Origin of the sequence: Achromobacter pulmonis (assembly GCF_902859765.1) — a bacterium.
Lineage (GTDB): Bacteria > Pseudomonadota > Gammaproteobacteria > Burkholderiales > Burkholderiaceae_B > Achromobacter > Achromobacter pulmonis.
Window position 1 is genome coordinate 1 of record NZ_CADIJV010000005.1, and the last position, 26,590, is coordinate 26,590.

Below are 26,590 nucleotides of genomic sequence, written 5' to 3' on the forward strand. Positions count from 1 at the left end.
CGCCGGTTGCGCCCGCGCCAGTGGCATCGCCGCCCGCCGCCACGCCGCCGGTCGCCGCCGCGTCCGCCGCGCCCGAACCGGAGTCCGCGCCCAAGAAGGCGTCGTGGCTGTCGCGGCTCAAGCAGGGCCTGTCGCGCACCGGCCAGAGCATTGGCGGCATTTTCGTCGGCGTCAAGGTCGACGAGAACCTGTTCGAGGAACTCGAATCGGCGCTCATTATGGCCGATGCCGGGCTGGAGGCCACCGAGAAGCTGCTGACCGCGCTGCGCGCGCGGGTCAAGAAAGAGCGCATCGAGGATCCGGCCCAGGTCAAGACCGCGCTGCGCCAGTTGCTGGCCGATCACCTGCGCCCGCTGGAGCGCGCCTTCGAGCTGAAGCGCGCGCAGCCGCTGGTGGTGATGATCGCGGGCGTCAACGGCGCCGGCAAGACGACGTCCATCGGCAAGCTGGCGCATACGTTCCAGCGCCAGGGCGCCAGCGTGCTGCTGGCCGCGGGCGACACGTTCCGCGCCGCGGCGCGCGAGCAGTTGATCGAATGGGGCAGCCGCAACAACGTCACCGTGATCTCGCAGGATGGCGGCGATCCGGCGGCGGTGGCGTTCGACTCGGTCAACGCCGGCCGCGCGCGCGGCATGGGCGTGGTGATGGTGGATACGGCCGGCCGCCTGCCGACCCAGCTGCACCTGATGGAAGAACTGAAGAAGATCCGCCGCGTCATCGGCAAGGCCGACCCGGCCGCGCCGCACGAAGTGCTGCTGGTGGTGGACGGCAACACCGGCCAGAACGCGCTGGCGCAGATCCGCGCGTTCGACGCGGCCATCAACCTCACCGGCCTGGTCGTGACCAAGCTGGATGGCACCGCCAAGGGCGGCACGCTGGCGGCGGTGGCGGCGGGCAGCCAGGGCGTGCGGCCGATCCCGGTGTACTGGATCGGCGTGGGCGAAAGCCTCGAAGACCTGCAGCCGTTCGTGGCCGACGAATTCGCGGGGGCATTGCTGGCCGACTGATCAGGTCCACGGATCGCCGTCGGGGCCTCGCGCCCGGCGCTGAAAACACCGCGCCCCACGCCTGATACATCGCAGGCGTGGGGCGCGGTGTTTTCAGCGGGCGCAAACGTGGTCCGCGAGGACCGCGTGGCCTCACTTCCAGAACGGTTTGCTGCTGGCCAGGTCGTCGAAGGCGCGCTGCGCATCCACCGCCAGTTCTTCCAGCCGGGCGCTGATCCAGCCCAGCGCGAACCAGGCCTGCGGATGCGTGGCCGTACACGACTCGTAGTAGTCCTTGGCCACGGCCAGGTCGTTGATCTCGCCCAGGATGTCCTGCACCCGCGATAGCAGCTTGCGGTAGCCGCGCAGCTTGGCCGGCGGCAGCAGCGATTCGGCGAAGGCCAGGCTGTAGCGCAGGCGCTTGCCGCGCTTGCGCAGTTCGTGGCGCGTCGGGATGTCGAGCGTGGCGAACTGGGTGCCCTGGTCGGCTACCTTGCTGTGCCAGCGGTGCAGGCGCCGCGCCAACTGCTTATGCAGTCGCTGCGGGTCGGGCTCGGGCGCCAGCATGGGGATGATGGTCGGTTTGACGCTGGGGCCGGCGATGCCGCCTTCCAGGCGGATGGCGGGCTCGGGCGCGGCGTCGCTGGGCATGCCATTGGCAACGTGCTGGCCGTCGGAGGCCGGCAGGGCCGGCGGCACGTCCAGGCTCCATTCCAGCAGTTCCAGCAGCCACGCCTGGAAGGCCTTGCCGCCGGCAATGGCGCGCGCGTCCTGTTCGGGCGGCGCCGCTTCCATCGGGATGACTGGCATGCCGGCGCGCATCAGCGCGGGCGCCACGGTTTCGTTCAGCACGTCCTGGTCGCGGTTGGCGCCGAAAGCGGCGAAGTGCGCGCGCACGCCCTGCATGATGCTGTCGGAGACCGGCGCGATCCAGCCATCGAACAGCTTCCAGGCCGAACGCAGGCGGCGGATGCCGACGCGCAGTTGGTGCACGTGTTCGGAATTGCCGGCGCGGTACACGCCTTCGGTGTCGACCTCGGCCAGCACTGCGGCGTTGCGGGCGATCTGGTCCAGGCATTCGGCGGCGATGCGGCCCATGGCCTGGGCCGCGGTCATGTCCTCGCGCAGCTTGACGGCGGCAGCCGTGCGCGGCGCCCAGAACAGGGCGATGGCCTGGGCGCGGCGGCTGTCGAGGTCATCGCCCGGGATGGCGTCGACATCGGCCAGGCGTTGCGCCAACTGCGCCAGGGCGTCGCCGCGTTCCGATTTGCTGCGCGGGTCCAGCACCAGGTTGTGGCGTTGCTGCCAGCCGCGCGCGACCGCGAAGATGGCGGCGGGGCGGCCCGAGACCAGTTCGAATTCGAGTTCGGAGATCGGCAGTTCCAGCGCGCCGGCGCGCAGGATGCCGGTGTCGTAGGCCAGTTCGACCGTGCCGTAGCGGGTGCGCACCTTGCGCAGCATGCGCTGCACGTCGGTCTCATAGCGCAGGCCCAGTTCGCCCTTGATGGCGGCCAGGGCGGCCTCGACTTCGGTGCCGGCGTAGACCGACAGGTCGAGCACCGGGCCAGGGCGGGGATGATTCAGTTCGATGCGGGTGATGGCGTTGATGCCGGGCATCTTCAGGGTCTGCACCCAGTCGCGGCCTTCCTGGCGCAGGCGGATGGCGATGCGCGCCCGGGCCAGTTCGCGCTCGGGGGTGTCGAAGTACATCGCGTGCAGGCGAATGCGCGTCGCTTCGCGTTGCTTGATCTCTCGCAGCACGGCCTGGCGCGAAGCCGTGGGCACGTGCAGTTTCAGTTCCTGTTCCGACATGGCGGCGGGTGTCCAGCGGCAAAAGCCGAGATGTTAATCAAATGGGGGGAGATGTTTGATGACCGGTCATATTTAGTTCATAAATGCTCGTCCGAGCATAGACCGGGTTGCGGTGCATCAACAATCGTCGGCGGACCGGTCCCGTCGATATTTTCGGCTTTGATTGCGTCCGCGCAATTACCCGGCTCCAACGACAGGCGACGACGCCCCGGGCTATTCAAATTGTAATTAGCGTGCGTGCGCGCTATGGGTGACAGCGCTCCCCATGGGCGCGACGCGGCGGTGGCGGTCCGGCGACGCGGGAAAAAAAAACCGCCCGTTGCCGGGCGGCGCAAAGGAACGTCGGTGGCGGGCGCGTCAGAGGATGCGTTTGCGCGCCTGGGTGATGAGAATCTCGGCCAGCACCACCACCACGAAGATGGCGGCCAGCACCAGCGCGACGCGGTCCCACTGGAACAGGTTGAGGGCGGTGTCCAGCGCCATGCCGATGCCGCCGGCGCCGACCAGGCCGAGCACGGCGGATTCGCGTACGTTGATGTCCCAGCGCAGCAGCACGATGGACCAGAACGCCGGGCGGATCTGCGGCCAGTAGGCGTACCAGATCACCGCGGCCTTGCTGGCGCCGGTGGCGGTGACGGCTTCGATCGGGCCGCGCTGCGCTTCCTCGATGGCTTCGCCCACCAGCTTGCCGACGAAGCCGATGGAGCGGAACGCGATGGCCAGCGTGCCGGCCAGCGCGCCGGGGCCGAAGATGGCGATGAACAGCAGCGCCCAGACCAGCGAGTTGACCGAGCGGCTCGACACCAGGACCAGCCGCGCGAGCATGTTGATGGTCTTGCTGGGCGTGAGATTGTTGGCCGCCAGCAGGCCCACCGGCACCGCCATGATCACCGACAGGATGGTGCCGAGCGTGGCAATGTGCAGGGTCTCGATCAGCGCGTCGTGCACGCCGCCGCGGTAGTGGGCCCAGTCCACCGGCCACATGCGCTGGAACAGGTCGGCCATCTGCTCGGGCGCGTCGTACAGGAACTCCGGAATGACTTCGACGCCACGGATGGCCTGCACGATGGCGGCCACCAGCAGCAGGTAGAGGGCGAAGCGCAGCAGCCGCTGGCCCAGGCTGTAGCGCTGCCAGACGCGCGGCGCGCCGCTGGCGGGCAAGGTGGGGGCGTGCGTGCTCATTGGTCCGCCTCCGCTTTGCGGGCGGCCTGGTAGGCCGCCTTCGAGCTGCTGGAGCCGATGCCGCGCGCGCCGGCGAAACGGCCCTGCAGGATGCGGTCGAAGCCCAGGTTGTCCAGGAATACGGCGCGCACGAAGCCCGCCAGGATCTCGCCCAGCATGATGATGGCGATCAGCGTCAGCAGGATGGCGCTGACGAAGTCGTAGTCAAAGCGCTGGAAGGCCGAGAACAGCGTGCCGCCGACGCCGCCGGCGCCGACGATGCCGACCATGGTGGAGTTGCGCAGGTTCGAGTCGAACTGGTAGGTGGCAAAGCCGATGAAACGCGCGAACACCTGCGGCAGCACGCCAAAGGCGAGCACGTTGGCGAACGAGGCGCCTGTGGCGCGCACCGCTTCGACCTGCTTGAGCGAGATTTCCTCGATGGCCTCGGTGAACAGTTTGCCGATGAAGCCGATCGAGGCGACCGTCAACGCCAGGATGCCGGCCAGCGCGCCAAAGCCCACGGCCTTGACGAACAGGATGGCGACGATCACCGGATGCAGCGCGCGGCATAGCGCGACGAGGGCCCGCGCCGGCCACGACACCCAGCCCGGCATCAGGTTGCGCGCGCCCAGCAGGCCCACCGGCAGCGCGAACAGGATGCCCAGCACCGAGGCCAGCACGGCGATCTCCAGGCTTTCGGCGATGCCTTTCCAGAGGGTGGCGGGCTTCTCGAAATTGGGCGGGAACATGCGCGCCAGAAAGGTCGAGGCATGGCCCATGCCGCTCTCGAAGCGGGCCCAGCTGAAGTCCAGCTGCGCGCCGGCGTAGATCGTGTATAGCACCAGCAACAGCATGCCCGCCTTGGCGCGGCCGGACAGGGCGAAGGGGCGCGGATGCGCGGAACGGGGAGAGGTCACGCCAGCCAAGACTCGCCTCCGTAGATGGTCTTGAGCATGCCGGCGTCCAGGCCCTGGCCGTCGCCGTCGTAGACCACGTGGCCGCCGGACATGCCGACGATGCGGCTGGCATAGCGCCGCGCCAGCTCGACGTCATGGATGTTGACGATGACCGGGATGCCGCTGGCATCGCCCTGCGCCGCCAGCAGTTCCATGATCTCGACCGAGGTCTTGGGGTCGAGCGACGAGGTCGGTTCGTCGGCCAGCAGCAGTTGCGGCCGCTGCATCAGGGCGCGGGCGATGCCCACGCGCTGGCGCTGGCCGCCGGACAAGGCGTCGGCGCGCTGGTCGGCAAAGCCCGCCAGGCCGACGGTATCGAGCAACTGGTAGGCATGCTCGATGTCGTCGGGCTCGAAACGGCGGGTCCAGGCCTTGAAGGCGCCGGTGTAGCCCAGCCGCCCGGTGAGCAGGTTTTCCATCACGGTCAGGCGTTCGACCAGGTTGTATTCCTGGAACACCATGCCGATGCGCCGGCGCGCGCGCCGCAGCGACGCGCCACGCACCCGGGCCAGGTCGACCGCGCCGTCGCCGGCTTCCAGCACGATCTCGCCGCGGGTCGGCTCGATCAGCCGGTTGATGCAGCGCAGCAGCGTGCTCTTGCCGGTGCCCGAGGGGCCGATGATGGCCGTCAGGCCGCGTCCCGCGATCTGCAGGTCGATGCCGTTCAGTACCGGCCGGCCGGCCCGGTATTCCTTGACCAGGCCGGATATGCGTAGCGACGTCGTCATGCTGATTACTTCTTGCTCTTGGCGGATTCGCGGTCGTAGGCGGCGCGGTTGAAGCTCTCGCCGCCGGATTCGGCGACTTGGCGCACGATGGCCCAGTCCTTCTGGTAGGTCACCAGGTAGAAGCGGTCGGCGCCGTCGAAGGCCTTGGACATCTCGGCCGGGAAGCGGTAGTCGTAGAAGCACTTGAGCATCTGGTCGCGGAACTTCGGCTCCAGGTCGTGCGCGTAGGCGAACGATGAGGTGGGGAATTTCTCGCTCTTGTAGATGATGCGGAAGTCGGCTTCCTTGACCTGGCCGCGCTCGACCATGCGCTTGAACACGTCCGAGGCGACCGCGGCGGCATCGTAGTCGCCGGAGTTCACGCCCATGACCGACTGGTCATGCTTGCCCGAGAAGATGATCTTGTAGTCCTTGTCGGGCGTCAGGCCTTCCTTGGGGAACAACGCCACCGGCGCCATGTGGCCGGAGTTCGACGACGGCGCGGTGTGCGCCAGCTTCTTGCCCTTCAGGTCGGTCAGCTTCTGGTACGGGCTGTCCTTCTTGACGATCACGATCAAGTTGTAGCCCTGGAAGCCATCGGCATAGCCCTTGACGGCGAACGGCACCGCGCCGGCGATGTTGACGGCGAAGGCGGTGGGGCCGGTGGAGAAGCCGCCCACGTGCAGGCGGCCCGAGCGCATGGCTTCGATTTCGGCGGCGTTGCTCTGCACCTGGTAGAACACCACGCGCTTGCCGGTGCATTCGGACAGGTGCTTGGTGAAGGGCTTGAAGATGTCTTCATACACCGCCGGGTCTTCCACCGGGGTGTAGGTGAACACCAGCGTCGACGGCGTCTTGAGCTTGGACGCATCGGTGGGCGTGTCGGCCACCAGGTTCTTGTCGGCGTCGCAGTACATCTGGTCCAGGTCGCCCCGGTTCGGGCAGGTGTCGGCGGCGTGGGCGGCGGACGCCCCGAACGCGAGCGCGGCCAGCGAGGCCGCTTGCAGTAGACGCAAGGCGCGCATCGTATGTCTCCTCTTATCGGTCTGAATATGACTAGTAACTGAATTCAAACATACAAGCGCAGGGGAGACACTCGGGAAAGTCCCTGTGTTTCTTTTCGGGTTTTGTTCGGTTTGTTCGTTTTGGGTTCGTTTTTGCGCGAACCGGGGCGAGGCCCGGCGACGGATCGGTCGATCCGCCGCCGGACTCGCGGGTCAGGCGGGAAGGAGGGTCAGGCGCGGTAGCCGAGCTTGCGCGAGATTTCCTGCGCGCAGGCCAGCAGCGGACGGGCGATGGCGCCGTCCCAGGACACGTCGAACAGGCCGGTGGGGCCCAGGCTGGTCAGCGCCAGCACGATGTTGCCGGTGTTGTCGAAGACCGGCACCGACAAGGCGTCGACGCCGGGCAGCGGGTTGCCCAGCGCCCGCGCCATGCCGTGCACGCGGATGTCGGCCAGTTGCGCCTCGATGTTGGCGCGGCTGGCCTTGCGCGGCGGCGGCACGCTGGCGATGACGGCGGTGTCGCCTTCCTCGCGGGCGATGTAGTGCTCGCTGACCTTGGGCGGCAGCCAGGCCGCGAACACCAGGCCGGTGGCGGTGTGCAGCATAGACATCACGGTGCCCTTGCGCATGTTCACGTGCACCGGGTAGCTGGCCTCGGTCATGTGGATCATGGTGGGGCCGTGCGAGCCCAGCACCGCGATGCCCAAGGTGTGGCCGATCTCGGATTGCAGCTTGGCGATCTCGGGCATGGCGATGCGCACCGGATCCAGCCGTTGCAGGCTGACCAGGCCCATCTGCAGCGCGAACGGCCCCAGCTCGTACTGGCCGGTGATGCTGTCCTGCTGCACCAGGCCCACGCGGATGAAGCTGACCAGGTAGGGGTGGGCCTTGGCCGAGGTCATGCCGGCGCCAGCGGCCAGGTCGCGCAGGGTCAGCGGCTTGGCGGCATCGACCAGCGCGGCCAGCAGCGGCACGCCCACTTCGATCGACTGGATGCTGCGGCGGCCGTCGTTGGCGGCGGGGGAGGATGTTTTGGCGGTGGCCACGGTGCGGGTCTCAGGCGGTGACGGCGCGGGCGGCCAGCAGGCGCTCGGCCATCTCGGTGAAACCGGCGCCGCCATGGAACGCGGCCACGTAGGCGGGGCGGTGCGTCAGGCGGTGCAACTGCGACTGGATGTTGGCCACGCCGACCGAGACCGGGAAGTAGGCGAACATGGGCTCGTCGTTGGGCGAGTCGCCGATGAACAGGGTGCTGTCGAGCACGCTGGCCACGTCCACGCCGAATTCGCGCTGGAACAGGGTGCGCGTCATGGTCAGCTTGTCGTAGTCGCCGAACCAGCCGTTGACGTGGATCGAACTGACCTTGGCCTGGGCGCCGGCTTCTTCGAAGAGGCGCACGATGCGGCCGATGTCGGCCTCGGGCAGGGGCGGCACGTCCTCGCAGAAGTCGATCGCCAGGTCGGCCACGCGGTAGTCCTGGTCGCTGGCGACGGCCGCGCCGGGCACCTCGGCCAGCACCCGGTCGCGGATCGCGTCCAACTGCTTGCGGCTGGCCTGGCGCGAGGCCGCGTCGGTCCAGTAGTGCGTGACCATGCGGCGCGCCTGGCGGTCGTAGGCGTAGTAGAACGCGCCGTTCTCGCCGACCACCGCGCGCACCGGCCACATGCGGGCGATGTGGTCGCACCAGCCAGCCGGGCGGCCGGTGATCGGCACCACCTGGATGCCGGCCTGTTCCAGGCGCTCCAGGGCGGCATAGGCGTCGGCGGGCAGCCGGCCTTCGGTGGTCAGGGTGTCGTCAATGTCGGTGAGCACGACGCGGATCCCCGCCGCGACGGTCGAAGGCATGGCCGCAAGGGCTTGCATGGCGTTTTTCCTTGGTTTTATGGGGTGTTCTCCGGCCGAAAGTTTAACCGGATGGCCCGCTTTGGGCGGGGGCGGAGCGGCCCGGTAGGGGATATGGCGCCGGGAGCGGTAAAATCCGGGCTTTCCCGCCTGGTATTGCGTGTCCACCATGTCCGTCCAGTTGTCCCCCTTGCCCGGCGCCGAGCCGGAATCCTTCGATATCGCGTCGGTCGCCGAGATCATCGCCGAGCTGCGCGCCGGCCGCATCGTCATCCTGGTCGACGAAGAAGACCGTGAAAATGAAGGCGATCTGGTCATGGCCGCCGAGTTCGTCACGCCCGAGGCCATCAATTTCATGGTGACCCACGGCCGCGGCCTGGTGTGCCTGACCCTGACCGAAGAACGCTGCCGCCAGTTGGACCTGCCGCTGATGGCGGCCCGCAACGGCACGCGATACGGCACCAATTTCACCCAGTCGATCGAGGCCGCCGAAGGCGTCGAGACCGGCATTTCGGCCGCCGACCGCGCCCGCACCATCCAGGTGGCGGTGGCGCGCGACGCCAAGCCGTCCGATCTGGTGCAGCCCGGCCACATCTTCCCGGTGCGCGCGGTGCCCGGCGGCGTGCTGGTGCGCGCCGGCCATACCGAAGCCGGCTGTGACCTGACCGCCATGGCCGGCCTGACCCCGGCCGCCGTGATCTGCGAGATCCTCAAGCCGGACGGCACCATGGCGCGCCTGCCCGACCTGGTCGAATTCGCCCGCGAGCACAGCCTGAAGATCGGCACCATCGCCGACCTGATCCAATACCGCAGCGAGCACGAATCCATCGTCAAGCGCGTCGGCAAGCGCAGCATGCAGACCGCCTGGGGCACTTTCGAGGCCGTGGCGTACGAAGACGCGGCCACCGGCTCGGCCCACTTGGCGCTGGTGCACGGCAAGATCGCGCGCGACGTCGAGACCCTGGTGCGCGTGCATGAGCCGGCCTCGGTGCTGGACGTGCTGGATACCGGCGCCAGCCCGCACAGCTGGGGCGTGGCGCAGGCCCTGCAGGCCATCGCGCAGGCGCCGGCCGGCGTGCTGGTGCTGATGAATTGCCAGTCCTCCACCGAGCACCTGTTCGCGCAGATCGCCGGCTGGAGCGACCCCAAGGCCAATGCCAACCCCGCCAACGCCGACCGTTTCGGCCTGCGCACCTACGGCATCGGCGCCCAGATCCTGCGCGACCTGAACGTGGGCCAGATGAGGCTGCTGGCCCGGCCGCGCAAGATGCCCAACATGGCGGGCTTCTCGCTCACCATTACGGGTTACGATTGCGACCCTCCGAACTCTCCCGCAACACACTGAAGGCCGACACATGAACCCTTACATCCTCACCCCCGACCTGAACGGCGAAGGGCTGCACATCGGCATCGTACGCGCCCGCTTCAATGAAGAGATCGGCCAGGCCGAACTCGAAGCGTGCCTGAAGGAACTGGCCGAACTCGGCGTGGACGAGCGCGACGTGATGGTCGCCACCGTGCCTGGCGCGCTGGAACTGGGCGTGGCCCTGTCGCACATGGCCGAGACCTTCGAGTTCGACGCCCTGATCGCTCTGGGCGCGGTCATCCGCGGCGAGACCTATCACTTTGAAGTGGTCAGCAATGAAATGGCCACTGCTATCACCCGTATCTCCCTCGAGACCGGCATCCCGGTCGCCAATGGCGTGCTGACCGTGGACACCGACGAGCAGGCGCAGGCCCGCGCCGCCGGCAAGGGCCGCGACTGCGCCCAGGTGGCGGTCGAAATGGCCAACCTGGTGGCGGCCCTGGAGCCCGAGGAAGAAGACGAAGACGACGAAGACGAGGACGAAGATTTTGACGACGAAGAAGACGACGACCAGCGCTGATAGCGCGGCGCAGGCCCGCGCCAACGCCCGCAGCGCGCGCCGCCGTGCGCGCGAATTCGCGCTGCAGGGCGTGTACGCGTGGCTGCTGCGCGGCGGCGAAGGCACGCAGGACGCCGGCGAGATCGACGCCCATCTGCGCGACACCGAGGATTTCTCCGAGGCCGACGCGCAGTGGTTCAAGACCTTGCTGCATGGCGTCCTGCGTGAAGCGCCCGCGCTGCGCGAGCGCTTCACGCCCTACGTCGACCGCCCGCTGGCCGAGTTGTCGCCCGTCGAGCATGGCATCCTGCTGATCGGCAGCTTCGAACTGATCCATCATGTCGAAGTGCCATACAAGGTCGCCATCAATGAAGCCGTGGAGCTGGCCAAGTCGTTTGGTGGCACCGACGGCTTCAAGTTCGTCAATGGCGTGCTCGACAAGCTGGCGGCCGACGTGCGTTCGCACGAAATGAAGAAGTAGTATTTACCCCCCCCCGAAGCGCTGCGCGCTTCCCCCCCAGGGGGGCGCCGCTGCGGACCGGCGGAGCCGGATCCGCGCGGCCCGGGTCTGGGGAGGGCCGTTTTTTTTGGCGACCTTTCTCCTTTTGGAGCGCGCTTTCCGTCCCGTTGGAGCGAACCTCCCTTTGGAACGTGGCCCCTGAGTGGGAGTCAATACCGGCCTTGTGCCGGACTGCGGAGTTGTCGTGGCGTCCGAATTTGATCTGATCGCGCGCTATTTCACGCGCACCGCGCCTGCGGGGCTGCTGGGCGTGGGGGACGACTGCGCGTTGTTTCCCGTGCCGCCCGGCGAGCAGGTGGCCACCAGCACCGATCTGCTGCTGGAAGGCCGGCATTTCTTTCCCGATGTCGATCCCAAGGCGCTGGGGCACAAGGCCCTGGCAGTAAACCTGTCGGACCTGGCCGCCATGGGCGCGCGTCCGATCGGTTGCGTCCTGGGGTTGGCGTTGCCGCGCCTGGACGAGCCGTGGCTGGCGGCTTTTGCCGATGGTTTTCACGCGCTGGCGGCGGCCCATGGCTGCCCGTTGATCGGCGGCGACACCACGCGCAGCGGCCATGAACTGGCCATCAGCGTGACCGTGTTCGGCGCCGTGCCGGCCGATCTGGCATTGCGCCGCGCCGGCGCGCGCGTGGACGACGATGTCTGGGTGTCCGGCGAACTGGGCGCGGCCGACGTGGCCTATCGCTTGCTCGACGGGCAGTACCCGGCCGACGCGGCGCGGTTGGCCGCGGTCCGCGGCGCGCTGGAGTGGCCCGAGCCGCAGGTGGCGTTGGGCCTGGCGTTGCGCGGCATCGCGCATGCCGCCATCGATATTTCCGACGGTTTGCTGCAGGATCTGGGCCATATCCTGGCGGCCAGCCGGGCGGGCGCGGTGCTGCATGAAGACCGGATGCCCGTGGCTGCCGCGCTGGCCGGCCTGCCCGCCGATCAGGTGCGCCGCGCCGTCCTGGGCGGCGGCGACGTTTACCAGTTCTGCTTTACCGCGCCGCCGGCGCGGCGTGATGCCGTGCTGGCCGCCGCGCGGACGGCAGGCGCGCGGGTGACCCGCGTGGGCCGCATCGTGGCCCAGGCCGGCCTGGCGGTGCTGGACGCAGACGGGCATGCGCTGGCGCAATTGCCCGCGGGCTTCGATCACTTTCCGACTGCCTGATTGCTCGTCGGCGTTGCGAAGCGCGGCGCCAAACCCTGGCACAATCGCTGCCACAGGCATCGCCAACCCTATTGTCATTCTTGCAGCCATCATCGGGCCCTCATCCATGTCGTCCTCTTCCCCCCATTCCCCGTCGATGCGCGAACGCTCGCGGGCGGTCTATCCCGCGCTGTCCTGGGTCTGCCGCGATCCGGGCCGGCTGGTCGCCTTCGGCTTTGGCAGCGGTCTCATCCGGCCCGCCTCGGGCACCTGGGGCACGCTGCTGGCCTGGATCATCTGGGTCGCCGCCGCGCCGGCCGCCTCCGACCTGGCCATCGGCATTTTCCTGGCGCTGGCTTTCCTGTACGGCTGCTGGGCCTGCGACCGTGTCGGCCGCGAACTCCAGCAGCCCGATCATGTCGGAATGGTGTGGGACGAGATGGTGGCGTTCTGGCTGGTGCTGTGGCTGACGCCGGCCGGCTGGTTGTCGCAAGCGCTGGCGTTCGTGCTGTTCCGCGCGTTCGACATCGTCAAGCCGCCGCCCATCAAGTTCTTCGACGCCCGCCTGAAGGGCGGTTTCGGGGTAATGTGGGACGATATCGTCGCGGCCGGATACGCCTTGCTGATCATGGCGCTGGTCGTGCGCACAGGAGTCTTGGGATGAACCAGCAACAGGAAAGCACGCGGTCGAATCTGTCGGCCGAACAACTGGCGCAGGCCACCGCCTTCGGGCTGGCCGAAAGGCTCGGCGACACGCTGCGGCGCCAGGGCCTGGTGCTGGGCACCGCCGAATCCTGCACCGGCGGCCTGCTGGCCGGCGCGGTGACGGCGGTAGCGGGGTCCAGCGAATGGTTCGATCGCGGCTTCGTCACCTATAGCAATGACGCCAAGGTCGCCGAGCTGGATGTGTCGCCGGACGCGTTGCATCACTTCGGCGCGGTCAGCGAGCCGGTGGCGCTGGAAATGGCCAACGGCGTGTTGCTGGCCTCGCCTGCGGCGCAGGTGGCGGTGTCCACCACCGGCATCGCCGGCCCGGGCGGCGCCACCCCGGGCAAGCCGGTGGGCATGGTGTGCTTCGGCTTCGCGCAGCGGGTCGGCGACGGCATCAGCAGCCGCGCCGTCACCCACGTGTTCAGCGGCGACCGCGCGCAGGTACGCCAGCAGGCGGTCGAGTTCGCGTTGCGCGGGGTGCTGGAATTGCTGGGGGCGCCGGCCAACCGGCGTTGAGGGCACGCGCGCAACGGCGCGGGTCGTGGAGACCATGGCGGGGGCCGGGCGGCCCCCGCAAACGTCGATCAGCGCACCGCGTTGATCGCGTCGCGCAGGCCGCGCGCGGCGTCGCCGGCGGCTTGGCGCCAGTTGTCACCGCCGCTGGCGTAGATGATGGCGCGCGAGGAATTGATCATCATGCCGCTGCGCGCGGCGTTGGCGCCGGCGTTGACGGTGGCGGTGATGTCGCCGCCCTGGGCGCCGATGCCGGGCACCAGCAGCGGCACCGCATCGCCGATGCGCTGGCGCACCGCGGCCAGTTCGTTCGGGAAGGTCGCGCCCACCACCAGGCCGCACTGGCCGTTGGCGTTCCATTTGTCGGCCACCAGCCCTGCCACGTGCAGGTACAGCGGCTCGCCGTTATCCATCTTGAGGAATTGCAGGTCCGAACCGCCGGGGTTGGAGGTGCGGCACAGCACGATCACGCCGCGGTCGCGCCAGGCCAGGTAGGGCTCGACCGAGTCCAGGCCCATGTACGGGCTGACCGTCAGCGCGTGCGCCTGGTAGCGCTCGTAGGCTTCGCGTGCGTAGTTCTCGGCGGTGGAGCCGATGTCGCCGCGCTTGGCGTCCAGCACAATGGGCAGGTCGGGATGCTGGTCGCGGATGTGCTGGCACAGCGCTTCGAGCTGGTCTTCGGCGCGGTGCGCGGCGAAGTAGGCGATCTGCGGCTTGAAGCTGCAGGCATAGGGCGCGGTGGCATCGACGATGTCGCGGCAGAACTGGAAGATCGCGTCGGGCTTGCCCTGCAGTTCGCGCGGGAAACGCTGCGGGTCGGGATCGAGCCCGACTTGCAGGAGCGAGTTGCTGGTGGTCCAGGCGTGTTCGAGTCTTTGGAGGAAGTTCATGGGGGCGTTCAGTGCAGTTTGACCCGGGGGCGCGTGCGCCGCATGAGCAGGCGCGCCAGGGCCAGGGAGGCGGTGCGTGAGATGCCCAGCACCGCTTTGTGGTGCATCAGGTGCAGGCTCATGTACATCAGGCGCGCCAGTGTACCGCTTACGAACAGTCCCCGTCCGGCCAGCTTGCCCATCAGGCTGCCCACGCCGGCATCCTGGCCCAGCGAGACCAGCGAGCCGTGGTCTTGGTAGACGTAGGGGGCGGTGGGCTCGGCAGCGCGACGCAGCCGCGCGCTGAGCTTCTTGCATAGGTAGTCGGCCTGCTGGTGCGCGGCCTGGGCGCGCGCCGGCACGGTACGGCCATCGCGCCAGGGTACGGCGCAGCAGTCGCCCAGCGCCAGGATGTGCGGGTCGGCGGTCTCGAGCCGTTCATTGACCTCGACCTGGCCCAGCCTGTTCAGCGGCAGGTCCAGTTCCGCCAGCAGGGCCGGGCCCTTGATGCCGGCCGCCCACATGCACAACCGCGCGGGGAATTCGCGGCCATCGGCGGTCTTGACGGAATCGGCGGTGACCTCGGAGACCCGGCAGTCGGTCTCGACGCGGATGCCGAGTTCGGTCAGGCGCGCGGTGGCGGCGGTGGAGATCTTTTCGGGCAGGGCCGACAGGATGCGCGGCGCGCCTTCGACCAGCGTGATCGCCAGGTCGCGCTCGGCGCGGAAATTCGGCAGGCCGTAGGCGCTGACCACATGGCTGGCCTCGACCAGCTCGACCGCCAGCTCGACGCCAGTGGCGCCGCCGCCGACGATCACCAGGTCCAGCCGCGCCGACGGGTCGCGCACCTTGGCCTGGTCGACCAGGGCCATGGCCTTGAGCATGGTCAGGCGGAACTGCTCGGCATTTTCGGTGGTATCGAGCGTGACGGCATGCTCGGCCGCGCCCGGGGTGTTGAAGAAATTGGAGGTGCTGCCCAGCGCCAGCACCAGGGTGTCGTAGGCCAGTTCGCGGCGCGGCAGCACTTCCTGGCCCTGGGCGTCGGCCACGGCGTCCACGGTGACCTGGCGCCGCTCGCGGTCGACGCCGACCAGCCGACCCTGGGCGAAGGAAAAGCCGTTCAGGTGCGCCAGCATCAGGTAGGACAGGCCTTCCTGGTGGATATCGAGCGTGCCGGCCGCCGCTTCGTGCAGCGACGGCTTCCAGATGTGGAACGGCCGGCTGTCGACCAGGGTGATGTGCTGGCGGCCGTGGAGGCGGCCGAGCTTGGCGGCCAGTTCGAGGCCGCCGGCACCCCCGCCGACGATAACGATGCGTTCCGAAGGGGCTGGCGTCGAGTTGGGCATCATGGCTCCCAGTATAGAGGCGCGGACCCCTTGGCGGGCAAGCCGGCGCCGGAATTCAGTGCATCACGAAACGGCTGACCGCCACGCCCACCCAGACCGCCACCGTGAACAGCAGCAGCAGCATGACGGCGGCGCTGCCCAGGTCCTTGGCCCGGCCCAGCAGCGGGTGGGTGTCGACCGACAGGGCGTCGGCCAGCGCCTCGATCGCGGAATTGAGCAACTCCACCGCCAGCACCAGCACCACGGTGCCGATCAGGAAGAATACTTCGACCGTGGTGCGCCCGAGGAAGAACGCGGCCGGAATCAGCAGCACGGCCAGCGCCAGTTCCTGGCGGAAAGCGGCCTCGTACTTGATGGCGGCCTGCAGGCCCTGCAGCGAATAGCGCAGCGCGTTCAGGATGCGGCGCAGGCCGCCGGTGCTTTTGTAGGGCGAGTGGTGCGGATTGGTCGACATGGGGAGCGTAAGAAGGCCTGGTGTGGCGGCTTTTTAACAGATATGGGTTGCCGGCGTGATGCCATCCGAGACTGGTCGGCAATCCTCCTGCGTTGTGCGGGTAATGCTACGTTACTTTTTGCCTTCGTTGCGGCCATGCGATACCCTGGCGGCGCGCGGCATCGCGGCGTTGGCCTTCGTCCGCGTCCGCCGTGTGCAATTTTCTATCAACGCGCCGCTTCGCCCGTCTGGGGGCGGATGCATCGCGGCGCCCTGAGACATTGCCATCCATGCTCGAACGCTTGAATACGGAGTCCCTGTCACGCCTGCCCGCGGACGTGGAAAAGCCCCCCTATGACCGCAGCCGACTGACACCGGGCATCGTGCATATGGGGCTGGGCGCCTTTCATCGCGCGCACCAGGCGCTGGCCACCGAACTGGCCATGGGCGCCAGCCAGGATCTCTCCTGGGGCATTCTCGGCGTGTCGCTGCGCAGTCCCGCGGCGCGCGATGCGCTGACACCGCAGGATGGCCTCTACACCTTGGCGCTGCGCGACTGCGGCGCGGACGGCGAAGCGCGCGAGTCGCTGCGAGTGGTCGGCGCGGTGCAGCGCGTAATGGTGGCCGGCGAAGATCCGCAGGCGGTGCTGGAACGCATCGCCTATCCGCAGACGCGCATCGTCAGCCTGACCATCACCGAAAAGGGCTATTGCCACGAACCCGCCACCGGACACCTGCGCTGGGACGACCCTGACATCCTGCACGACCTGGACAACCCGGTGCGGCCGCGCAGCGCCATCGGCATGCTGGTCCACGGCCTGGCGCTGCGGCGCGAGCGCGGCCTGCCGCCCCTGACGCTGCTGTCCTGCGACAACCTGCAGGCCAATGGCGATACCTTGCGCAGCCTGGTGCTGGCCTTCGCGCTGCGGCTGGACGCGGCCCTGACCGGCTGGATCGACGCGCACTGCACCTTTCCCAATTCTATGGTCGACCGCATCGTGCCGGCCACCCATGACGACGACCGCGCGCGCATCGCGCGGCGGCTGGGCGTGCAGGATGTCGGGCCGGTGGTCGCCGAGCCCTACCTGAATTGGGTGGTCGAGGACAAGTTCGCGGCCGGGCGCCCGGCCTGGGAAGCGGCGGGCGTGACTTTCGTGGCCAATACCGCGCCCTACGAGCGCCTGAAGCTGCGCATGGTCGACGGCCCGCAGTCGGTGCTGGCCTATCTGGGCGCGCTGCTCGGGCTGGCCACGATGCGCGAGGCGGTGGCGGTGCCGGCGTTGCGCAGGTTCATCGATGACCTGATGCGCCATGAGATCGCGCCGACGCTCAAGGGCATCCCGGAGGCCGGCCTGGAAGGCTACCGCGAGCGCTTCCTGGCGCGGGTCGGCAACGCGGCGCTGTCCCACCCGACGCGGCAGGTGGCGATGGACGGCTCGCAGAAGCTGCCGCCGCACCTGCTGGCCGCGATCCGCGACCGGCTGCGCGGCGGCGACGATATCCGCCGCCTGGCGCTGGCGGTGGCGGCCTGGCTGCACTACCTGCGCGGCGAAGACGAAAACGGCGCGGGCTATCCGGTCGAGGATCCGCTGGCCGAGTCGCTGGCCAAGCTGGTGGCGCGCGCCGATGTGGCCGCGCGGGCGGCCGCGCCCAAGCAGGCCGCGTATCGCCGCGCCCTGGTGCTGGCGGGGTATCGGCCGGTGTTCGGCGACCTGGGCGACAAGCCGGTATTCATCAATGCGCTGGCCGCGCAACTGGAGATCCTGCGCGAACACGGGGTGCTGCATGCGCTGCAAGCCGTGGCGCGCGAGCCCGAGCCCGGCGCCGCGGCCGACAGCGGGGAAGGGGCCGATGTGGCTCAAGGCGCTGACGCCGATGCCGCGCCGCACCCCCCGCAAGCGGCGGCCCGCGCCGGCGGGTGAACCCGCGGCGCCGTGGCCATGGCCGCGGCGCTATCCGTCCGGAGATCGCAGCAGGCGCAGCGCGTCGTTGACGACGGCCCGCGAGCTGCCGTTCCAGGGCTGCCCGGCCTTGCCCGATCTCAGGGCGCGTCTTGCGGCGGGGCAGGTGAGGCGGCGTCCGGTGCCGAGGCGGATGCGGGCGTCGCCGCCGTGTCCTTGCCGTTGGCCGCGCGCCCGAAGCGCAACGCGAACTGCCGCGTGAACACCGCGCCGAAAAAGAAGATCTGCGCCGAGTAATAGATCCACAGCAGCAGCGCGATCAGCGAGCCGGCCGCGCCGTATGCCGACACCGCGGCGCCTCGGCTCAGGTATACGCCGATGCCCCACTTGCCCACCAGGAACAGCGCCGCCGTGACGATGGCGCCGGGAATCACGTCGCGCCAGGAAATGCGGGCGCTGGGCAGCAGCTTGAAGATCACGGCGAACAGCGCCACCACGACCGAAAACGAAAACAGGCTGGAGAGCCAGTCGGCCACCGTGGCGAAGGCCGACGCGGCCCACAGCTCGCCGTAGTACTTGCGCGCGGCGCCCAGCGCCGCGTTCACGGTCAGCGATATCAACAGGAACAGGGCCAGCACCAGCACCAGGCCGAAAGACAGCACCCGGCTGCGCACCATGCCGTGCAGTCCGCCCTTCTGGTTGCCGGAGACCTCCCAGAGATCATCCAGGCTGGCCTTCAATTCGGCGAAGGCCGTGGTGGCGCTGAAGATCAGCACGAAGATGGAAATCAGCGCCGCGATCCAGCCGCCGCCGGATTCATGCGCGCTGGCCAGCACCGTCTGGATCACTTCGGCGCCGCGCTCGCCGGTCAGGTCGCGCAGCGACGAGAACAGCTCCGAGCGCACCGCGTCCTCGCCAAAGAAAGCGCCGGCTACCGCGATCACCAGGATCAGCATGGGCGCGAGTGAAAACACCATGTATAGCGCCAGTGCCGCGCCCTTGCTGGAGGCGCGATGGGTGGACCATTGGTTGGCGGAATCCATCAACAGCCCGCCGATTTCGGACGGACGCAGGACACGCAGGCTCTGGGGAAGGCGCATGGCTCTGGGCGGTTGTCAGTGAGCCTCTCATTGTAGGGAGGTTGCGGCCGGGCCCGTCCACCCGAAACGTAACAAGTCTGTGGAGCCGCGGGCGCGCCAGCCGCGGCTCCGGGTTGGCCGGCCCTAGCGGGCCTTGTCGTAAGCCAGGTAATTCAAATGGATGCCGATGTGATCGGCGATGTACTTCGCGTCATGCCAGACGCCCCAGATGAAGGATGAAGAGCGGTTGGTCTGGTTCGGCAGGCCCAGGAAGTAGATGCCCTTCTCGGCGGTGATGCCGCGCTTGTGCACCGGGTAGCCGTGTTCGTCGAAGATGTCGGCGTCGATCCAGCTGTAATCCACTTTGAACCCCGTCGCCCAGACGATGGCGCCGATGCCGGCCTGCGCCAGGTCCAGGCTGAGGATGGGGTTGGTGAGGCAGTCGGGGTCTTCCAGCAGCTTCCAGGCGTCGGGTTCGGGAGGCAGGTCCAGGCCGTTCTCCTCGATGTAGGCGTCGGCCTCGCGCAGCACTTCGAAGTAGTCGGCATCGCCCTGGGCGATGTTGCGGGCCAGGCCTTCCTCGAACGTCATGACGCCATCGGCGTAGCCGCGCGTGATGCCGACCAGCTGGATGCCGGTATGGGCCAGGCGCCGGAAGTCGATGGTCTTGCCGTTGTCGTAACCGCTGACCGCGAAGGCGACGTGTTCGCGCTTGGGCTTTTTCTTGACCTCGTCCCACATGCCCAGCGCGCCCAGCCACCAGCAATAGTCGCGTTCGCGATAGGCGCGGGGCGGGCGGTAGTGCTCGCCCACGGACAGGTAGACGGTGCGGCCGGCCCGCCGCAACTCTTCGGCGATCTGCGATCCCGAGGCTCCTGCGCCCACTACCAGCACCGCGCCTTCGGCCAGTTGCGCGGGGTTCTTGTAGGCCGACGAGTGGACCTGCTGGATACCGGCCTGTGCCGGCACGATCGAGGGATAGCTGGGAATCTGGAAGGCGCCGGTGGCGGCCACCACGTGGCGGGCCTCGATCTGGCCCGTCGAGGTGGTGACGGTGAAGCCGGGACGTTTCCGGTTGCGCTGGACCCGCAGCACTTCAACGCCGGTGCGCACCGGCGCCTGGATCATCCGGGCGTAATCCTCGAAATACCTGGCCATGCGCTCCTTGGGCGGGAAGGTGTCGGCACTGACGTCATCGAATGCCAGGTTGGGGAAGCGGTCGTGCCAGGCCGGGCCGTTGGCGACCAGCGAGTCCCAGCGTTCCGACCGCCAGCGCTCGGCGATGCGCCGGCGCTCCAGCACGATGTGGTCGATGCCCATCGCGCCGAGGTGTTCGCTCATGGCGATGCCGGCCTGGCCGGCGCCGATCACCAGGGTATTGGTTGTTTCCACTGACATGTTTTTCCTGAGAAGTGTCGAAGCCGGGGCGCCACTGCGTCGCGGCTTCGTCGCCGGGGGCATGAGCAAGTCCGCTCATGGATGAGGCGCAGTGTGGGCCAGAAGGCCGCGCTTGATAACTTGGTTTTTTGGACGCGGGGCTTAGGAAAAAGCAAATCACTGCCCGGCCCCGGCGGCGCGGCGGCGTTTCGCTTTTTCCGATGGACGGCATCGGTATCCACTAACGGCCGGCCGCGCCCGCCTCCCGTATGCTGCAAGCCATCGCCTCCTGGAGCGACGCAGCGGCACGCGTGCCGCGCGTGCCCTGGGAAACCCTGTCGACGAATCGCGAGCCGCTATGCAGAACAGCCCCGTGTCCCCGAAACCCTCCAGCGCGGTGAGCCTGGAAGGCGTGGTCAAGAAATACCGCCAGCAGACCGTGCTGCAGGAACTGTCGCTGAAGATCCGGCGGGGCGAATTCCTGACGCTGCTGGGCCCCTCCGGCTGCGGCAAGACCACGTTGCTGAACCTGATCGCCGGATTCGCCGATCCCGACAATGGCGAGATCTTCATCGAGGATCAACTGGTGACGGACCTGCCGCCCTATCAGCGCCAGATCGGCATCGTGTTCCAGAACTACGCCTTGTTCCCGCACATGACGGTGGAACGCAATATCGGCTATGGCTTGCGCATGCGCCGCCTGCCGGCCGAAGTGATCGCGGCGCGGGTGAGCGAAGCGATGGCGCTGGTCAAGCTGGACGGCCTGGGACAACGCCGCCCGCGCGAACTGTCCGGGGGCCAGCAGCAGCGCGTGGCGCTGGCGCGCGCGCTGGTGATCCGGCCTAAGGTCCTGCTGCTGGACGAGCCGTTCTCCGCGCTCGACAAAGGCCTGCGCGGCGCGATGCAGGTGGAGATTCGCGAGATTCAGCGCCGCCTGGGCGTGACCACCGTGTTCGTGACCCACGACCAGGGCGAGGCGCTGGCCATGTCGGACCGCATTGCCGTGATGTCCAGCGGCGTGATCCGCCAGATCGCCACGCCCGACGAGCTGTACCGCAACCCGCAGGACCCGTTCGTGGCCTCGTTCCTGGGCGATGTGAACATCCTGCCCGCGCATTACCACGGCACGGATCCCGACGGTATCCTGCTGCGCCTGGGGGCGGGGCTGATCCGCGTGCCGCGCGAGCGGCTGGTGGGCGGCTCGCACGAAGGGCGGCGCCTGGACATTTACGTGCGGCCGGAACAGATCCGGCTGGAGAATCTGCACAGCGACTCGGTTCTGAGCGGCACGGTGGTCAACCATGTGTTCCAGGGCGATCACATCGATTCCTACATCGACGTCGATATTCCGGTGGCGGGCCACCAGCGTGTGATGGTACGCAGTGCCGGCCTGGACGCGCCGCGTCAGTGGCCGGTGGGCGCGGTCACCGGCCTGGCGCTGCCGGGCCAGGGAATCAGCGTTTTCGACGCGTCGTGACGATGACGGGCACGCTTCCCTCCACCATGTTGGCCGTCGTGGCGCGCGAGCCGGGCGATGCCGGCGTTCTGACGCTGGCCGAGCGGGCCGTGCCGCGACCCGGCCCGGGCGAAGTCCTGTTGCGGGTGCGCGCCGCCGGCGTCAACCGGCCCGACATCATGCAGCGCCAGGGCCTGGCCCGTCCCGCCGCGGGCGTCACCGATGTGCTGGGCCTGGAAGCCTGCGGCGAGGTAGCCGCCTGCGGTCCGGGCGTGCCCGACACCCTGCGCGGACGACGCCTGATGTGCCTGCTGCCGGGCGGCGGATATGCGCCCTGGTGCGTGGCGCGGGTCGAGCACGCGCTGCCGGTGCCGCCGCATCTGGACGACGAGGCGGCAGCGGCCCTGCCTGAAGGGCTGTTCACGGTGTGGCACAACCTTTTCGAGCTGGGCCGCCTGCGGCAGGGCGAGACCGTGTTGATCCACGGCGCGGCCGGCGGCATCGGCACGCTGGCGATCCGCATGGCGCACGCGGCCGGGGCGCGCGTCATCGCAACCGCGGGCCGCGCCGAGCGCCTGCCGGCGCTGCGGGAAATGGGCGCGGTCGATGCGCTGTGCTACCGCGACACGGATTTCGTGCCGGCCTGCCTCGACCTGACCGAGGGGCGCGGCGTGGATGTGGTGCTGGACGTGGTGGGCGGCGACTACGTGCGGCGCAACCTGCAGGCGCTGGCGTTCGGCGGGCGCCACGTGAGCCTGTCGTTTCTGCAGGGCGCCACGGTCACGCTCGATCTGCTTGTGCTGATGCAAAAGCAACTCAGCCTGCATTCCTCGACCTTGCGGCCCCAAACCGTGGCCGAGAAGACGCGCATGGCCCAGGCGCTGGCGCGTCATGTCTTGCCGCTGATCGCCGATGGCCGGGTCGCGCCGCGACTGAGCGCCAGCCTGCCGCTGGCGCAGGCGGCCGATGCCCACCGCCTGCTGGAAAGCGGCGAGGTGTTCGGCAAGGTGGTGCTGCGTCCCTGACGTCCGCGCGCCGGTTTCCGATTTTCATTGAAGGCACGGACCCGCCATGCTCAAACTGCTATACGCACCGACTTCTCCCTACGTTCGCAAGGTCATGGCCTGCGCCCATCTCGCCGGCGTGGCGGACCGCATCGAATGGCTCGATAGCGCGGCCCATCCAGTGCGTCGCGACGACCGTATCGCGGCGCACAACCCGCTGGCCAAGGTGCCGACGCTGATCCTGGCGGATGGCACGGCGCTGTACGACAGCCGGGTCATCTGCGAATACCTGGCCGACCTGGGCGCGGCGCCCGGGCTCTTTCCGCCCGCCGGAACGCGGCGCTGGCAGGCGTTGACCTGGCAGGCCCTGGGCGATGGCCTGCTCGATGCGGCGCTGCTGGCGCGCTATGAGCACACCGCCCGGCCAGCGCAATGGCAGTGGCCGGACTGGCGCGAGGCGCAGTTGGCCAAGGTGGCGGCCTGCCTGGCCGCCATCGACCGGCTGGCGCCCGCGCTGGCACGGGACCTGCCCACGATCGGCGAGGTCACGCTGGGCTGTGCCCTGGGGTATCTGGATTTCCGGTTCCCCGAACTCGACTGGCGCGCCGGCCATCCGGATGCCGCGCGCTGGGAGGCCGCCTTCGCCACGTTGCCCGCGATGCGGGCCACGCTCCCCCACGAACCTTGAGGTCATCGTCCATGAACGCATCGACGCCCGCCACCATCCCCACGCCGGATCGCACCATCTGGTTTCTGAACGGCCCCAACGCCAACCTGTATGGCCTGGATGCCAACAAGACTTATGGCAGCGACAGCTTTCCGGTATTGCGCGAACGCTGCGAACGCAAGGCCGCCAGCCTCGGCCTGGGGCTGAGTTTCCTGCAGTCCAACCATGAAGGCCAACTGGTCGACTGGATCCAGGAGGCGCGTGGCCAGGCGCCGGGGCTGATCATCAACGCCGCGGGCCTGACCTATTCCTCGGTTCCCATCCTGGACGCGCTGCTGGCGTTTCCCGGCCGCATCATCGAGGTGCACATGAGCAATATCTGGCGGCGCGAGCCGTTTCGTCATCACTCGTATATCTCGAAGGCCGCCGACGGCGTCATCGCCGGCCTGGGCGGCGATGGCTACGAACTGGCCATTGAAGCCATGGCGCGCATGATCGCGCGCCTTGCCTGAGGACGCGGCGATGCGGGCAGACAACACGACGCCTTCCGGCGCGCTGGTGTTCTACAGCGATTTCGACGACTTCGACACCTGGCGCCAGGCGCTGCGGGCGCGCTTGCCGGGGTTGCGCATCCTGCATTCGAGCGAGGTCGCCGACCCGGCCGACATTCATTACGCATTGGCCTGGAAGCCCCCGGCGGGCTTCTTCGGCCGCATGCCCAACCTGCGCCTCATCATCAACCTGGGCGCTGGCGTGGACTCCCTGGTGGGCCGCGACGACCTGCCGGCCGGCGTGCCGGTCACGCGCATCACCGATCCGGACATGGCGCGCATGATGGCCGGCTACGTGCTGTTCGCCGTGCTGCGCCACGCGCGCGACATTCCCTGGTTCGAACAGGCCCAGCGGCGCGGCGAGTGGGCGTACCGCCATCCGCGCGCGCCGGCCGACACGCGCGTGGCGGTGCTCGGCCTGGGAGAACTGGGCGCATACGCCGCGCGCGAATTGCAGCGTCAGGGTTTGACGGTTATCGGTTGGTCGCGCAGTCCGCGCGCCATCGACGGTATCCAGTGCCATGCCGGCATGCAGACGCTGGATGCCGTGATCGCCCAGGCTGACATCCTGGTGGTGATGCTGCCGCTCACGCCGCAGACGCGCGGCCTGCTCGATCGCCAGCGGTTGCAGCGCCTGCCGCGCGGCGCGGCATTGGTGAATGTGGCGCGCGGCGCACTGGTCGACCAGGCCGCGATGACCGAGCTGCTGCGCAGCGGCCATCTGGGCGCCGCCACGCTGGACGTGTTCGAGCGCGAGCCGTTGCCGCCGGAAGATCCGCTCTGGCGGATGGACAACGTCCTGATCACGCCGCATCTGGCGTCGGTGGCGATTCCGGCCTCCGCCGCCGCCCAGATCGCCGACAACATCCTGCGCGTTTCGCGCGACGAAGTGCCGCACAACCAGGTCGATCCGACACGCGGTTACTGAGGCCCGATGTCGTTTGGCGTGGCAAAAAGGCGGCGTGGACGTTCCGGTCCACGCCGCCTTTTTCCGTGCCGCCGCTCAGTGCGTCTCGTCGATGTTGAGGATGCGGCCCAGCCCCAGGAAATAGTTGGCGAAGGCCAGCAGGCTCGCCGTCACGGCGATGTAGACCACTGACAGCGCCGCCAGGGTCGGGTCGGCGAATTCACGCACATAGTTGTACATGGCTACCGGCAGCGTTTGGGTCGCCTGGGTGGTCACGAACAGCGAGGCGGTGAATTCGCTGAAGGACATGATGGCGGCGAACAGCCAGCCGCCGAACAGGCCGGGCGCCAGCAGAGGCACCGTCACGGTGAGCATGACCTTCAGCGGCGAGGCCCCGAGGCTCGCCGCGGCCTGCTCCAGGCGCTCGTCGATGTTCTCCATGGAGACATAGACGCTGCGCATGACGAACGGCAGGACCAGCATCACATGGCACAGGATCACCAGGCCGTAGCCGCGGTCCATGTCCAGCTGGGCCACCAGGATCAACAGGCCCAGCCCCAGCGTGAAGTGCGGGATCACCAGCGGCGACAGCAGAATCGCCTGCAGCAGCTCCTTGCCCGGAAAGCCCATGCGCTTGACGGCAATCGCCAGGGCGGTGCCGATGAACAGCGCCAGGAACGATGTCCAGGCCATGACCACCAGGCTGGCGCGAAAACCCTGCTGGAAGTCCGGATAGGTGAATACCCGCGTGAACCACCGCAGCGACCAGCTCTGTGGCGGAAAGGTCAGCAGGGCTTTGTCGTTGAACGAGGCCAGCGTGACCACGAGTACCGGCAGCAGCACAAACGCCAGGATCAGCGTGATGAGCAGCGGCGCGCCCAGGCGCAGCGCCAGGGAAGATTTATGGGTCATGTCAGTGGGCTCCCAATGCCTTCAGACGCTTGGTGGCGCGGCCCAGCAGCAGCAAGGACACGACCGTCAGGGCCAGGCCGGAGACGCTCAGGCTGGCCGCCAGCGGGAAGTTCATCGAAGAGAATCCAAGCTGGTAGACCAGCGTGGAAACGGTGGGAACGCGTCCGCCGCCGATCATCTGCGGCGTGGCGAAGGCGCTGAAGGTCCAGGCGAAGGCGGTGGTGATACTGGCGATGATGCCCGGCATGGACAGCGGCAGCGTGACGGTGATAAAGGTGCGGACCGGCCCGGCGCCCAGGCTCTGCGCGGCCTTTTCATAGTCGCGGTTGATATGCGAAATGGCCGTGGCCAGCATCAGGACCACTACCGGTATCGTGACGTGGACCAGGGCGATCAGCACGCCCAGGTGCGTGAACATCAGATTCAGCGGCAGGTCGATCACGCCCAGTTTGCGCAGGACGGTGTTGATGAAACCGTTGCTGCCCAGCACGATGATCCACGAATAGGTGCGAACGATCTCGCCCAGGAACAGCGGCGTGATCGACACGATCAGGATGAACGACTTCAACAGGCGGTTGCGCACGCGCACCATGGCATAGGCCAGGGGATACGCCACCAGCAGCGAGCACAGCGTGGTTTCAATGCTCAGCAGCAGCGTGTTGGCGAATGCCGTCAGGTAAATGGACTTGCCCAGTCCGGAGAAGTTGGCCAGCGTCAGGCCGCCAACCGCCATCGAACCGGGGATAAAGGCGCGCACGCTGAATTGCAGTACCGCGGCCATCGCCACGACGATGCACAGTGCGATGAAGCCCGCTGGCGAGATCAGCCATCCCCTCAGGCCGGAACGCGTATTCATAGATCGTTTTATTCCCGTATGCG

At 68.3% G+C, this 26,590-nt stretch carries 27 protein-coding genes; 13 read left to right on the forward strand and 14 right to left on the reverse strand.

What is annotated here, in order from left to right:
• Positions 1–1,007 (forward strand): signal recognition particle-docking protein FtsY (ftsY, locus tag HV701_RS06175; protein WP_420867811.1); only part of this gene is annotated, 1,007 nt, incomplete at its 5' end.
• Positions 1,008–1,139: 132 nt separating this feature from the next.
• On the opposite strand, the gene HV701_RS06180 is transcribed toward ftsY, so the two are convergent.
• From HV701_RS06180 to HV701_RS06210, 7 genes are all read right to left on the reverse strand, one after another.
• On the reverse strand, positions 1,140–2,798 hold the full coding sequence (locus HV701_RS06180) for a CYTH and CHAD domain-containing protein (protein ID WP_175132203.1): 1,659 nt from the start codon (positions 2,796–2,798) through the stop codon (positions 1,140–1,142).
• Between the two features lie 357 nt (positions 2,799–3,155).
• A complete protein-coding gene (phnE, locus tag HV701_RS06185) occupies positions 3,156–3,980 on the reverse strand; it encodes a phosphonate ABC transporter, permease protein PhnE (RefSeq protein ID WP_175132204.1) in 825 nt (274 codons plus the stop codon).
• A complete protein-coding gene (gene phnE, locus HV701_RS06190; RefSeq protein WP_175132205.1) occupies positions 3,977–4,888 on the reverse strand; it encodes a phosphonate ABC transporter, permease protein PhnE in 912 nt (303 codons plus the stop codon). Before phnE (HV701_RS06190) ends, phnE (HV701_RS06185) begins: the two co-directional genes overlap by 4 nt.
• The gene (gene phnC, locus HV701_RS06195) at positions 4,876–5,646 is read right to left on the reverse strand and encodes a phosphonate ABC transporter ATP-binding protein (protein ID WP_175132206.1); all 771 of its coding nucleotides are present in this window, start codon (positions 5,644–5,646) and stop codon (positions 4,876–4,878) included. Before phnC ends, phnE (HV701_RS06190) begins: the two co-directional genes overlap by 13 nt.
• Before the next feature lie 5 nt (positions 5,647–5,651).
• On the reverse strand, positions 5,652–6,650 hold the full coding sequence (gene phnD, locus HV701_RS06200; protein WP_175132207.1) for a phosphate/phosphite/phosphonate ABC transporter substrate-binding protein: 999 nt from the start codon (positions 6,648–6,650) through the stop codon (positions 5,652–5,654).
• Positions 6,651–6,859: 209 nt separating this feature from the next.
• Positions 6,860–7,675 (reverse strand): IclR family transcriptional regulator, encoded by an 816-nt coding sequence (locus HV701_RS06205; RefSeq protein WP_175132208.1) that lies wholly within the window; start codon positions 7,673–7,675, stop codon positions 6,860–6,862.
• A gap of 10 nt (positions 7,676–7,685) precedes the next feature.
• Positions 7,686–8,492: an HAD-IIB family hydrolase gene (locus HV701_RS06210; protein WP_175132209.1), complete on the reverse strand. Its 807-nt coding sequence runs from the start codon at positions 8,490–8,492 to the stop codon at positions 7,686–7,688.
• Between the two features lie 148 nt (positions 8,493–8,640).
• Here HV701_RS06210 and ribBA point away from each other — a divergent pair, with 148 nt between their 5' ends.
• The 6 genes from ribBA to HV701_RS06240 all read left to right on the forward strand — a co-directional run bounded on the left by ribBA (position 8,641) and on the right by HV701_RS06240 (position 13,212).
• Entirely contained in the window at positions 8,641–9,816 is a 1,176-nt protein-coding gene (ribBA, locus tag HV701_RS06215; protein ID WP_175132210.1) for a bifunctional 3,4-dihydroxy-2-butanone-4-phosphate synthase/GTP cyclohydrolase II, read from the forward strand.
• A gap of 10 nt (positions 9,817–9,826) precedes the next feature.
• Positions 9,827–10,357 carry a 6,7-dimethyl-8-ribityllumazine synthase gene (gene ribH / locus HV701_RS06220; protein ID WP_006391339.1) on the forward strand — a complete coding sequence of 177 codons (531 nt, stop codon included), beginning with the start codon at positions 9,827–9,829 and terminating at the stop codon, positions 10,355–10,357.
• On the forward strand, positions 10,326–10,817 hold the full coding sequence (nusB, locus tag HV701_RS06225) for a transcription antitermination factor NusB (RefSeq protein ID WP_049076116.1): 492 nt from the start codon (positions 10,326–10,328) through the stop codon (positions 10,815–10,817). The genes ribH and nusB overlap by 32 nt, the downstream gene beginning before the upstream one ends.
• A 223-nt stretch (positions 10,818–11,040) precedes the next feature.
• The gene (thiL, locus tag HV701_RS06230) at positions 11,041–12,006 is read left to right on the forward strand and encodes a thiamine-phosphate kinase (protein ID WP_175132211.1); all 966 of its coding nucleotides are present in this window, start codon (positions 11,041–11,043) and stop codon (positions 12,004–12,006) included.
• Between the two features lie 136 nt (positions 12,007–12,142).
• Positions 12,143–12,649, forward strand: a complete 507-nt coding sequence (locus HV701_RS06235) for a phosphatidylglycerophosphatase A family protein (RefSeq protein ID WP_175132401.1) — start codon at positions 12,143–12,145, stop codon at positions 12,647–12,649.
• The gene (locus HV701_RS06240; RefSeq protein ID WP_175132212.1) at positions 12,646–13,212 is read left to right on the forward strand and encodes a CinA family protein; all 567 of its coding nucleotides are present in this window, start codon (positions 12,646–12,648) and stop codon (positions 13,210–13,212) included. Before HV701_RS06235 ends, HV701_RS06240 begins: the two co-directional genes overlap by 4 nt.
• Before the next feature lie 68 nt (positions 13,213–13,280).
• Here HV701_RS06240 and pyrF read toward each other — a convergent pair whose 3' ends face one another.
• From pyrF to HV701_RS06255, 3 genes are read right to left on the reverse strand one after another with little or no spacing between them, the layout of a single operon-like run.
• A complete protein-coding gene (gene pyrF / locus HV701_RS06245; protein WP_175132213.1) occupies positions 13,281–14,099 on the reverse strand; it encodes an orotidine-5'-phosphate decarboxylase in 819 nt (272 codons plus the stop codon).
• 8 nt (positions 14,100–14,107) lie between these two features.
• A complete protein-coding gene (locus tag HV701_RS06250) occupies positions 14,108–15,427 on the reverse strand; it encodes an NAD(P)/FAD-dependent oxidoreductase (protein WP_175132214.1) in 1,320 nt (439 codons plus the stop codon).
• A gap of 52 nt (positions 15,428–15,479) precedes the next feature.
• Positions 15,480–15,878 carry a diacylglycerol kinase gene (locus tag HV701_RS06255; protein ID WP_054415096.1) on the reverse strand — a complete coding sequence of 133 codons (399 nt, stop codon included), beginning with the start codon at positions 15,876–15,878 and terminating at the stop codon, positions 15,480–15,482.
• A gap of 269 nt (positions 15,879–16,147) precedes the next feature.
• Here HV701_RS06255 and HV701_RS06260 point away from each other — a divergent pair, with 269 nt between their 5' ends.
• A complete protein-coding gene (locus HV701_RS06260) occupies positions 16,148–17,779 on the forward strand; it encodes a mannitol dehydrogenase family protein (protein WP_175132215.1) in 1,632 nt (543 codons plus the stop codon).
• 119 nt (positions 17,780–17,898) lie between these two features.
• On the opposite strand, the gene HV701_RS06265 is transcribed toward HV701_RS06260, so the two are convergent.
• Both HV701_RS06265 and HV701_RS06270 read right to left on the reverse strand, forming a co-directional pair.
• Positions 17,899–18,858, reverse strand: coding sequence for a YihY/virulence factor BrkB family protein (locus tag HV701_RS06265; RefSeq protein ID WP_175132216.1), 960 nt, complete (start codon positions 18,856–18,858; stop codon positions 17,899–17,901).
• A gap of 123 nt (positions 18,859–18,981) precedes the next feature.
• Entirely contained in the window at positions 18,982–20,235 is a 1,254-nt protein-coding gene (locus HV701_RS06270; RefSeq protein WP_175132217.1) for a flavin-containing monooxygenase, read from the reverse strand.
• A 352-nt stretch (positions 20,236–20,587) separates the two neighbouring features.
• Between HV701_RS06270 and HV701_RS06275 the strand changes: the two genes are divergently transcribed.
• From HV701_RS06275 to HV701_RS06295, 5 genes are read left to right on the forward strand one after another with little or no spacing between them, the layout of a single operon-like run.
• Positions 20,588–21,691: an ABC transporter ATP-binding protein gene (locus HV701_RS06275; RefSeq protein ID WP_254595126.1), complete on the forward strand. Its 1,104-nt coding sequence runs from the start codon at positions 20,588–20,590 to the stop codon at positions 21,689–21,691.
• 2 nt (positions 21,692–21,693) lie between these two features.
• Complete coding sequence (locus HV701_RS06280) at positions 21,694–22,695, forward strand: NAD(P)H-quinone oxidoreductase (protein WP_236755707.1); 1,002 nt, start codon at positions 21,694–21,696, stop codon at positions 22,693–22,695.
• 46 nt (positions 22,696–22,741) lie between these two features.
• On the forward strand, positions 22,742–23,362 hold the full coding sequence (locus tag HV701_RS06285; protein ID WP_175132219.1) for a glutathione S-transferase: 621 nt from the start codon (positions 22,742–22,744) through the stop codon (positions 23,360–23,362).
• Positions 23,363–23,373: 11 nt separating this feature from the next.
• Positions 23,374–23,853, forward strand: a complete 480-nt coding sequence (locus tag HV701_RS06290; RefSeq protein WP_175132220.1) for a type II 3-dehydroquinate dehydratase — start codon at positions 23,374–23,376, stop codon at positions 23,851–23,853.
• Positions 23,854–23,863: 10 nt separating this feature from the next.
• Complete coding sequence (locus HV701_RS06295) at positions 23,864–24,820, forward strand: 2-hydroxyacid dehydrogenase (protein WP_175132221.1); 957 nt, start codon at positions 23,864–23,866, stop codon at positions 24,818–24,820.
• A 75-nt stretch (positions 24,821–24,895) separates the two neighbouring features.
• Here HV701_RS06295 and HV701_RS06300 read toward each other — a convergent pair whose 3' ends face one another.
• Entirely contained in the window at positions 24,896–25,711 is an 816-nt protein-coding gene (locus HV701_RS06300) for an ABC transporter permease (protein ID WP_175132222.1), read from the reverse strand.
• Between the two features lies 1 nt (position 25,712).
• Positions 25,713–26,567 carry an ABC transporter permease gene (locus tag HV701_RS06305; RefSeq protein WP_175132223.1) on the reverse strand — a complete coding sequence of 285 codons (855 nt, stop codon included), beginning with the start codon at positions 26,565–26,567 and terminating at the stop codon, positions 25,713–25,715.
• Positions 26,568–26,590: the final 23 nt, after the last annotated feature.